Annotated in this window: 6 protein-coding genes; all 6 read right to left on the bottom strand. The window is 70.5% G+C overall.

Annotated elements, in window-relative coordinates; all coding sequences use genetic code 11:
- Positions 1-365 precede the first annotated feature (365 nt).
- On the bottom strand, positions 366-2909 hold the full coding sequence (locus WBN91_RS37410) for an ABC transporter permease (RefSeq protein WP_337729018.1): 2544 nt from the start codon (positions 2907-2909) through the stop codon (positions 366-368).
- 4 nt (positions 2910-2913) lie between these two features.
- Positions 2914-3666 carry an ABC transporter ATP-binding protein gene (locus WBN91_RS37405; protein WP_337729019.1) on the bottom strand — a complete coding sequence of 251 codons (753 nt, stop codon included), beginning with the start codon at positions 3664-3666 and terminating at the stop codon, positions 2914-2916.
- Positions 3667-3828: 162 nt separating this feature from the next.
- Complete coding sequence (locus tag WBN91_RS37400) at positions 3829-4425, bottom strand: hypothetical protein (RefSeq protein WP_337729020.1); 597 nt, start codon at positions 4423-4425, stop codon at positions 3829-3831.
- A gap of 99 nt (positions 4426-4524) precedes the next feature.
- On the bottom strand, positions 4525-7503 hold the full coding sequence (locus WBN91_RS37395) for a helix-turn-helix transcriptional regulator (protein WP_337729021.1): 2979 nt from the start codon (positions 7501-7503) through the stop codon (positions 4525-4527).
- An 11-nt stretch (positions 7504-7514) separates the two neighbouring features.
- A complete protein-coding gene (locus WBN91_RS37390) occupies positions 7515-7703 on the bottom strand; it encodes a hypothetical protein (RefSeq protein ID WP_337729022.1) in 189 nt (62 codons plus the stop codon).
- Positions 7704-7896: 193 nt separating this feature from the next.
- Positions 7897-10218 carry a chitinase C-terminal domain-containing protein gene (locus tag WBN91_RS37385; protein ID WP_337729023.1) on the bottom strand — a complete coding sequence of 774 codons (2322 nt, stop codon included), beginning with the start codon at positions 10216-10218 and terminating at the stop codon, positions 7897-7899.
- Between the last annotated feature and the right edge of the window lie 265 nt (positions 10219-10483).

The following is a 10483-nucleotide window of genomic DNA, read 5'->3' as shown; positions in this document are numbered from 1 at the left end:
TGGTTGGCTCCGCCAGGCCATACGGGGATGACACAAGCAAGAAGCCCCCGCAGTTGCAGTTGGGTCATCCTTGGTGGTCTGCCCGCCGGCGAGGCGCTTTTGATCTTTAGACCGGACTTTCCGCAGCTCAAGCCCACGCTTCGCGGGTCCTCACCGCACACGCTCCGCCCACCACAAGCTCGCGCGGGCTCCGCGCTCCAACTCTCCCTCAAACGCACTGACAAAGACAGCACAGCTAACCGGACAAAAACCAACGGGAGGCCTGTCCCGGTCCCCCGGAACAGGCCTCCCGCACCCCTCACCCCCGCCTCCACACGTCCCGATCCGTGCCGGAGGACACCTACCAAAACGCACCCAAAGGACGCCTACCCCTCAGCCATCCCAGCCACCACCGAGATCCGAGCCGCCCGCCGAGCCGGCAAAGCAGCAGCCACCACCGCAGCCACCACAGCCGCCCCCAACATCACCCCGATCTGCCCCACCGGAACGATGAACGCCACCTCCACCGCCTGCGAAGACAACGCAGTAGTCAGCACCCACCCGAACCCAACCCCCAGCACCAGCCCGATAGCCGCACCCATCACCGCCATCAACACCGACTCCACGACCAACATCAACCGCAACTGCCCCCGAGTAAGCCCCAGCGCCCGCAACAGCGCCGACTCCCGAGTCCGCTCCAGCACCGACAACGTCAACGTGTTGGCGATACCGAACAAAGCGATCACCACAGCCAACCCGATCAGCGCCCACACGAACGCCAACACCTGGTCCAACTGCTTGTTCAACTGCGCCTTGGTCTCAGCCGCCGAGTCGATCACGGCGAGCGGCGACGAATCGGTCACCTTCTCCACCGCCGCGCGGCCGTTGGTCACGCCCGGCTTGAGCTTGACCATGATGCTGTCGTAGCCGTCCACCCCCGGGCTGAGCTTCTGCACCGTGCCCAGCGTCAGCACCCCGTCGCCCAGCCGCTGCCCGGACACGATCGCCACGACCTTGACCGTCTCCGTGGCGTCCTCGGTCTTCAACGTCGTCGTCGACCCGACCGACAGGCCCTGCTCCTTGGCGTAGTCCGCCTTCAAAGCAACGGTTCCATCCCGCAAGTCACCGAGCGAACCGCTCTCCACCTTGGGCCGGAACAGATCACCCAGCGCGTCCGTCGAGACACCAATGAAGTAGGCGTTCCCCGTGCTGACCCGGTTGGTCGGAGCGACCTTCGCCACCTCCGGCACGCCGGCCAACGCCGTAGCCAGCTCACGCGGCAGCGGCCGGTCGTACACCGACGACGTCACCGTGTAGTCAGCGGGCAGCCGCTGGTCGACCTGCTTGTTCGCCGTCTCCTTGGCGCTGTTGGCGACCACGGTCACCATCGCCACGATTGTCACGCCGATCATCAGCGCGGCCGTGGTAGCCGCCGTGCGCTTCGGGTTACGGCCGGCGTTGGCCGACGCCAGTTTCGCCGGCACGCCGAAGATCGCCCTCGGCACCGCGCCCAGCACCCGGTTCACCGGCCCGACCAGCAGCGGACCCAGCACCAGCACCGCCGCCAGCAGCACCATCGTGCCCGCGCCGCTGATGAACATCGCGGGTTCTTCGCTCTCGGTCCTCATCCCGACCACGATCGCCCCGGCGCCCACCACCGCCAGCAGCACGGCGAACAGCACACGCAGCTTGCCGGTCCGCGTCACCTCCTCGCCGCTGTCGGGCTGGCTGCGCAACGCCGCGACCGGCGGCACACGCGTCGCCTTGCGCGCCGGCAGCACCGCGGACAACACGGTCACCAGCACACCCACACCGAACGCTGCCAACACAGTGGTCAGCGTGATCGGCAGGCGCACAGCGACATCCGTCGGCTCCGGCCCGAACGACCCGATCACCTTTTGCAGCAACGCGGACACGCCCAGACCGCCGAGCAACCCGAGCACGGAGGCGGCGAAGCCCATCACCACGGCCTCCGTCAGCACACCGCGGAACACCTGCTTGCGGCTCGCCCCCACGCACCGCATCAGCGCCAGTTCCCGCGTGCGCTGCGCGATCAGGATCGTGAACGTGTTGTAGATGACCATCGCCGCGACCACAAGCGCGATCACCGCGAACGCCAACAGGAACGTGGTGAACTCGGCGGCCTGCGAGCTGATCGACTTCAGCGTCTCGGCGGTGAGCTGTTCACCCGTCTGCACGCGGAAGCCCTTGCCACCCAACGCCTTGTTGATGTTGTCGGCCACCTGCTGCTGCGTGAACCCGTTGGCCGCCACCGCGACCACCTGGTACGGCAACTGCTCCGGGTCCAGCGCCTGGAACGCTTCCGGCGTCAGCACCAGGTGGTCGCCGCCGGACATCGAGATCTGGCCGACGCCCTGCTTGTAGGTGCCGACCAGGATGTACTCGTGCGTCTGGTCGTCCTTGCCGAGCAGCTTCACCGGCCCGCCGACGGTCAGCTTGGCGGTGTCCGCGGTCCGGACGTCGACCGCGATCTCCTTCGCACCACTGGGGTAGCGCCCGCTGGCCAGGTCGAACTCGCGCAGCTTCTCGGTACTCGCCAACGGCGTCGCGTACGCCGGCCTGGCCTTGCCCGTGCCGGTGATCAGCGGCACCGAGATGATCCCGCGCGCATCAGCTCCAGCGACACCCTGTGCCTGGCGGATCTTCGCCAGGGTCTCCGGCGTGACGCCCTTGGCCTCCCCGTCGCCCTTGGCGTCTCCGCCACCCACAACGTCCGCACTGCCGTCGAGCACGACCGAGACGTCGACGCCCCGGGCGCTCTTGGCGAACTCGTCGCGCATGCTCTCGCTCATGGCGTCGCCGAGGACCAGCGTGCCGGTCACGAAGGCGACCCCGAGCGCGATGGCGACCGAGGACAGCACGAGCCGCGCGGTGCGGGCCTTGAGGCCCGCGATGATCGTGCGCAGCATCAGGTCACGCCCCCAGGTGCTTGAGCGCGGCCAGCACGGAGTCGGCGGTCGGGTTGTCGATCTCGCCGGCGAGGTGACCGTCGGCCAGCAGGACCACGCGGTCCGCGTAGGACGCGGCGACCGGGTCGTGCGTCACCATGATCACCGTCTGCCCCAGCTGCCGCACCGACATGCGCAGGAAGTCCAGCACCTCCGCGCCGGAGCGGGAGTCCAGGTTGCCGGTCGGCTCGTCGGCGAACACCACGTCCGGCTTGGACACCAGCGCCCGCGCGCACGCCACGCGCTGCTGCTGGCCGCCGGACAGCTCGGTCGGCTTGTGCTTCAAGCGGTCCCGCAAGCCCAGGACGTCGACGATCCGGTCGAACCACGGCCGGTCGGGCTTGCGGCCGGCCAGTTCCAGGCCCAGCAGGATGTTGGCCTCGGCGGACAGCGTGGGCAGCAGGTTGAACGCCTGGAACACGAACCCGATCCGGTCCCGGCGCAGCTTGGTGAGGTCCTTGTCGCCCAGCGAGGTGATCTCGGTGCCGCCGATGTGGACCGCGCCGCCGTCCACGCCGTCCAACCCGGCCAGGCAGTGCATGAGGGTCGACTTGCCGGACCCGGACGGCCCCATGATGGCGGTGAACTTCCCGGCCTGGAACGCCACGCTCACGCCGTCCAGCGCCCGGACGGCGGTGTCGCCCTTGCCGTAGACCTTCACCAGGTTCGCGGCGGCTACAGCGGTGCGGGTCCCGACGTCGGACACCAGTGCGGACATGCTCCCTCATTCCCTAGGTCTGCCTCGGACACGGCAAAAACTAGGGGCGCGGGCCGTAGCCGGTCGTCACCTCGCCGGCGGAACCGGCCGTCCACCCACAGGATGACCCGGCTCGTCCTGGGGCATCAGCAGCCCGCGGAGACGCTCATCGAACCGCGGCGCTCACCAGACCACGACGTCGAACACGACCTTCTTGTCACTCGGATCGAGAATCGTCGACTCCTTGACCCGCAGCCACGCGATGTCCCCGCCGGAGGTGACGAAGCAGTGCTGCTCACCCTGCACCGGGAAGATCTGGGCCTCCCCGTCACCCGGCGCGACGGCTTCCGCGCACCGACCGCGCGAGGGGGTGGAGCCGGAATCCCTGACGAACCCACCGGTGTCCGGCCGGAGCAGGTTCAGCGTGTCCAGGTGAAGATCGAGACCACCGCTGGGACCGGCGCTCTTGTGCCCGACCGTCGCGTCCGACTCCAGGTCGATCCCGGTCCCCGGCCGTAGCGTGACCTCACGCGTCTCGTCGACCGACGGTGACTCCGACAGGGATTCCGACGGAGCCGACCGACCGGCGGTCGTCACCCCTTGACCACCCGGCACCGCGGTCCCGGCAGTCCCGCCACCCGGCGCCCGGACCAGCGCGACCACGACCACCACCACGACGGCCACGACCAGCACCACGGCGACCACCGCCAAGGCGACGACCCCGCGCCGCTCGTCGTGCCGGTCGCCGATGTGGATGTCGCGGGCACGACCGGTCTGCACGGGCGCGTGGCTGGGGCCGCTGACCGTGTTCCGCGTTCTGTCGGGTTCGATGCGCGGATTCTCACCGTCCCGGCCCGACCCGTCCACGCAGTTCTGCGGTCAGCCCGGCGGGTCCAGCAGGCCGCGGTCGAAGGCGATGGCCACCGCCTCCGCCCGCCGGCTCGCGCCCAGCTTCGCCATGATCCGGGTCAGGTGCACGCTGACCGTCTTCTCCGAGATGAACAGCTCCTCGCCGACCTCGCGGTTGGTCCGGCCCAGCGCCACCAGGCCCAGCACGGACCGCTCGCGCGGCGTGAACGGGTCGACCTGCGACCGGGCCACCTCGGCGTGCAGGGCCACCCGGGCGCGCCGGGCGACCAGGCCCACCGCGTCCCGCAGCGGCGCGGCGCCCAGGGCGCACGCCACCTCGTCGGCCAGCTTCAGCTCGGCGACGGCCAGGTCGCGCTGGTCGGCTGCCAGCAGCGCCTCCGCCAGCCGCCACCGGCACACGGCCTGCTCGAACACCGACCCGTAGGCGAACGCGTCCACCGCGCGCCGCCACAGCGCGCAGTCGCCGGCGCCGGTCAGCCGGCTCTCCTCGGCGACCACCCGCGCGAGCCACGCCAGGCCCTCCGGACCCAGCGTGCCGGTGCGCGGCAGGCCCATCTCGGCGGTGGTGCGGGCGTACTCGGCCAGGTCCGCCCCGGCCTTGACCGCCGCCTCCTCGCCGGCCGCGTCCCGGCGCCGGCGGGCGCGTTGGGCCAGGTCGGCGTACCCGGCGATGCCGTGGGCGGCCAGGCGGATGCCGGCCAGTATCCACTCGCCGCCCTCCCGCCGGGTCCACTCGATGGCCTCGTGCACGCGTTCCACGGCCAGTTCCGGCTGCCCGCGCCACAGCGCCAGCTCGGCCCCGGTGCCGCCGGTGATCAGCGCGATCTGGAGGTCGCGGTGCCAGTCCGAGCGCAGTTCGCCGATCAGCCGCTCGGCCTGCTCGAACTCGCCCCGGCTGACCGTGATGTGCGTGCCGGCCGCCGCGAGCCGCGCGGACACCGTGCTGGACACGCGCAGACCCGGCGGTTCTGCGGCCACCGCCGCGTCCTCCCAACGACCCACGTAGTAGCGGGTCAGCACCTGGAGGATGCGCAGTTCCAGGCCGTAGGCGCTCCACGCCAGCCCGGTCGCCTTCGCGCGCTCCATGCCCTCGTCGAACACCCGCGCCGCCTCGGCCAGCGCGCCCTGGTCGTAGAAGTGCAGGCCCAGGAAGTACCGGGCGCGCAGCTCGGTGCTGTAGGCATCGACCTCCATCGCGCACGCCACGGCCTCTTCGAGGTGCCGGCGCGCGGACGGCAGGTCCGAGGCGGCCTCGTCCAGCAGGCCCAGCGTGGCCAAGGCGTCGGCCACGGCGGACTCCGTGCCCGACGCCCGCCCGTCGCGCACGGCCTCCTCGGCCAGCTCGCGGGCCTCGGCGTACTTGCGCTCGTGCCGCCAGCACGCGGCCAGCACCGCGAGCACCCAGGCCCGGGACTGGCTGGCGGGCCGGTCGCGGACCAGCTCCCACGCCTGTTCGATCGCGGCGAACTTCTCCTTCTCCGTGCCGTCGAGCACCTGGAGGGCCTGGGCGAAGCGCCGCCACATCTCGGCGGCCTCCTCCGGGTCCGAGGCGTCGACCAGCTTCGTGCCGCTGCGCGCGAACGCGATGGCCCGCTCGGGCTGCCCGGCGGTCCCGGCGACCCAGGACGCGCGCCGCAGCAACCCCACCTCCGTCACGCCCTCGGGCCGCTGGTCGGCGGGCACCGCCTGCCACAGCTTGAGCGCCTGCTCCAAGTGCCGCAGCGCCTCCGCGGGCGCGCCGGCGCGCTTGGCCTCCTGCGCGGCGTCCACCGAGGCGCGCAGGGCGCGGGGCAGGTCGTGGCTCTCCAGGGCGTGGTGGGCCAGCGCGGCGGCGGCGCCCCGGTCCGACGACGCGGCGAACCGGGCGGCGTACGCGGAGTGCAGGCGCACCCGTTCGCCGGGCAGCAGGTCGCCGTAGACGGCCTCGCGCAGCAGCGCGTGCCGGAAGGTGTAGACCTCGTCGCGGTTCACGATCAGCACGTGGTGCTGGACGGCCTCGCGCAGCGCCTCGTCCAGGGTCCGGTCGTCGACGGCCGCGACCCCGCGCAACGCGTCGTGCCGCACCGACCGGCCGCCGACCGAGGCGACCCGGACCACGTGCTGGGTGTCCGGCGCCAGGCGCTCGATCCGGGCCAGCAGCACCTCGGCCAGCGTCCACGGGATGGAGCTCGCGCCGCACGCGGCGACCGCGATCAGCTCCTCGGCGAAGAACGGGTTGCCGTCGGAGCGCTCGGCGACCTCCAGCACCACGTCGTCGGGCAGGTCGTCGGCCAGCGCCGCGACGAAGGACCGCGAGTCGATCGCGCTGAGCGGGGTGAGGTCGAGGCGCTGCACGGCGGGCAGCCGGACCAGCTCGTTGAGCAGGGGGCGCAGCGGGTGGCTGCGGTGCAGGTCGTCGGAGCGGTAGGTGCCCACGACCAGCAGCCGCTGCGACCGCAGCCGCGAGAACAGGAAGGACAGCAGGTAGCGGGTGGAGGCGTCGGCCCAGTGCAGGTCCTCCAGGATCAGCAGCACCGGCCGGTCCTCGGACAACTCGCCGAGCAGGCCGTGCACCGCGTCGAACAGCTGGAGCTGGCCGACGTCCTGCTCGGGCCGGCGGCCCACCAGGTGCGAGGGCAGCCCGGACAGGCCGTTCTCGCCGGAGGACACCGGCAGGGCCAGCTCGGGCAGCAGGCGCCCGAGGGCGGGACGTGCGGAAACGTCGAGCAGACCGGCCTCCCGCACCTGCCCCAGCGCTTCGGTGAAGGGCAGGTACGGGAGGCCGGTCTCGCCGACGTCCAGACAGCGGCCGGTGAGCACGAGCACGTCACCGGCGGAGGCGGCCAGCTCGTCCACCAGCCGCGTCTTGCCGACGCCCGCGTCACCGGCCAGCAGGACCGCGCCGGCCTGGCCGCGGGCGGCTTCGTCGAGGGCGGCGCGCAGCCTGGTCATCTCCCGGCTACGCGCCACCAAGGGGATTCCGGAACCAAGGCGTGCCACGGGGTGCATGTTCGCACACCTCAGGCTGCGTCGAGGCGACCATTTCGCTGTACGGGGATCTCGGGCCGGGGTCGATGCGCCAGCCTGCGCCACCAGGAGCGCTTCGGCGCGGAGTTCGCCCGGACCAGCCGGCTGTGCGCGGCGTCCTCGCGGAGCGCCGCCTGCCGGTAGTCGATCTCCGCCTTGATGGCCTCGGGGGTCCATTCCATGATGACTTGTCTCCCTGATCTCTTCCCGGGTCGTTCCCGGTGCTGACAGGAAGATTCGTCCTGAGGTGCCGTCCCCGGCATCGGAGGTTCACGTGGGTTCCGGCGTTGATGCCCTTACCCGCCGCCGTAAGGGGTGGCAGACGGCGGGTAAGGGATGCCCTCAGCGGGCCTCAGGCGGGCCTGGGCAGGCCCGTCAGCAGGCCCCCAGGTCCTTCCAGACGCCCCACTCGCCCGTGGTGCCGGGCTCCTCGCCCTTGGTCCACCACTTCGCCTGCCAGCGCTTTCCGCGGTGGGAGACCTCGTTGCCGCCGTTGTAGACCTTCTCCCGGTCCCAGGCGGGCGTCGTGCACACCGGGTCCTGAGGGGTGGTCGTGGTGGTCGTGGTCGTGCTCGTCGAGGTGGGCGGGGTGCCGGTGCCACCGCGCGGGTGGTCGGAGGCGATCGCGTAGGACTTGCCGCCGAAGGTGAGCTTGAAGTTCGACGGCGAGGCGATCGGCAGCTGGTAGCTCAGCTGCACCTCCACGCTCGCGCCCGGCGCCAGCGACTGCCAGCTGGGCAGGGTCAGCTCGACGTGCTGGAAGTCGCCCTTGATGCCGCCGACGTTGCCGCCGGTGTGGCCCTTGGCGGTGACCCGGAGGCCGAACCCGGACTGGTCGGACATGCTGCCCGGCGCGCTGGTGCCGTAGTCGAACTCGACCTTGGTGCCACCCGGGAGGGTGGTGGTCGAGTTGTTGGTGATCTTCAGCTTGGGCGTGATCGGGTAGTTGTTGTCGCCGAGCGCGAACCCGGAGACCGTGGCCGACACGTTCAGCACGTCGGTCGGCGGGGTGCCCGCGGCCTTCCGCGCACCGTACGGGCTCGCGCCGCGCAGGCCGTTGTCGATCGTGGTCAGCAGCGTGTCACCGATGGTGTACTGGCCCTTGGCGGAGTCGAACCGGTAGTCGCCGGCCAGCTCCCAGATCATGATGCCGCCGATGCCCTTGTCCGCCACGTACTTCGCCTTGGCCGCGAGCGACTGTTCGTCCTCTGTGGACAGGAAGACCTTCTTGTCCGCGTTCCACAGCCAGGGTGCGGTCAGGGTGTTGTCGTAGTAGCGGACGTAGTTGCCGGAGATCCGGTCGGTCGGGTCGTTGGCCGGGTCCAGGCCGTACTGGGTCAGGTAGTCGGGCGTGATCTCGTTCTCGAGGTTCTTGGCGTGCCACATGGGGTTCGCACCCGCCGGCACCTCCGCGCCGACCGTCGACAGGTCGTGCCACAGGTTGTCGATGCCGAGCGCACCGTTGCCGCACGGGGTGGTGGAGCCGACGCTGGACCCGGTGCCCGGCGGGCACTTGGTCTGGTCGGGCAAGGCGGCCTTGCCCCACAACCCGTTGGTGCCACCCGTCACGCCCTGCCAGCCGCGCGTGTAGAAGGGGACACCGATGTTGATCCGGCCGGCCTGCATCGCGCCGCGGAAGTAGTGGTAGGCCCAGTCGGTGTTCAGGTACCCCATGCCTTCGTACTGCGGGGCCGTGTAGACGCCGCCCGCCGCGAGCTCGCCGTCCTTGCCGTCGTCGTAGAGCGAGGCGTTCGGGCCGACGAAGTGGTTCCACGAGCCGTGCAGGTCGTAGGACATGATGTTGACGTAGTCCAGGTATTTGGTGACCTGGTAGGCCTCTTGGCCGCGCAGGAGCCAGCCGGAGGCGGGGACGGCGGCGGTGAGCAGGTAGTGCCTGCCGTCGGCCGCGGAGGCCCGGTCGAGCTTCTCCCGGAGCGTCTTCATGATCCGTTCGTAGCCGGCCCACAGCGTGCCGCGGTTGGCGTTGGAGATCCAGAAGTCGTCGGGGTTGCCCGCGTGGTTGTTCGAAGTGGCGTACTCATAATCGATGTCCACGCCGTTGAAGCCGTACTTGCGGATGAACTCGACAGCGCTGTCGGCGAACGTGTCGACGGAGGCCTGCGACTGCCCAAGCTTGTAGAACCCACCCGAGGCAACCCGCGACCCGTCAGGCCCGAAGTAGCCACCCGTTTCAGCCCAGCCACCCACGGAGACCACCGTCTTCACGTTCGGGTACTGCTTCTTGTACTTGTTCAGCAGGTTGAAGTGCCCCTTGTAGGGCAGGGCCGGGTCCAGCTCGACTCCCGGCCACGTCATCCCGGTGGAGGCGTTGTCCGGCCCGTCGGGACCGACGGAGACCTTGTTGGAGCCGTCGATGTGGGCGAACGCGTAGTTGAGGTGCGTGACCTTGGACCAGGGGATGTCGGAGGCGAGGTAGGCGGGCGCACCGTTCTTGCCGGTCCGCCAGCTCGTGAAGTACCCGATCACCCGCCGGGAGTGGTCGGCCCCCAACGACTCCCGCCCATCGGTGTCGTAGACGGAACAATAGGGAACGGAGACCCCAGGGGTCTGGTAGAGGCCGTCAGGACGGCACTCCTCCCCCACGGCGGCACTGGACGCCGACGGAGCCAGCCCGCTCAGGGCGAGTCCGGCCGCCGTGGCGAGGGATGCCAACAACGGCAACAACTTTCCGGGCACTGACGTACCTCCTGCACCAGGCGGCGGCCTCGACGCAGAGTGGAGCGAACGAAACGTAAATAGGTCTGGACCACTCTGTCAATAGGTCTGGACCAGTCAACCGATCAAGCCCCATGTGAGAGCGCGACCACGACCGACCCGCAACTCTTCGCGCACAGCGCACGCCTGCCCGCAGGGCGCACCTCCGCCCGCAGGGCGCGCTTTTCACGAAGCTCGCGCAGCAGACCTCCCAACTTGGGCTTCTTCCGTCATCCCCGTATGGCCT

It is taken from the genome of Saccharothrix sp. CCNWYY140 (assembly GCF_037401995.1).
Classification (GTDB): domain Bacteria; phylum Actinomycetota; class Actinomycetes; order Mycobacteriales; family Pseudonocardiaceae; genus Actinosynnema.
This window is presented reverse-complemented; position numbering and strand designations above follow the sequence as displayed.

Bases quoted from the DNA above. Each gene is read 5' to 3' on its own strand.
- WBN91_RS37410 (WP_337729018.1), bottom strand. From the start codon at position 2,909: ATGCTGCGCACGATCATCGCGGGCCTCAAGGCCCGCACCGCGCGGCTC.
- WBN91_RS37405 (WP_337729019.1), bottom strand. From the start codon at position 3,666: ATGTCCGCACTGGTGTCCGACGTCGGGACCCGCACCGCTGTAGCCGCC.
- WBN91_RS37395 (WP_337729021.1), bottom strand. From the start codon at position 7,503: ATGCACCCCGTGGCACGCCTTGGTTCCGGAATCCCCTTGGTGGCGCGT.
- WBN91_RS37390 (WP_337729022.1), bottom strand. From the start codon at position 7,703: ATGGAATGGACCCCCGAGGCCATCAAGGCGGAGATCGACTACCGGCAG.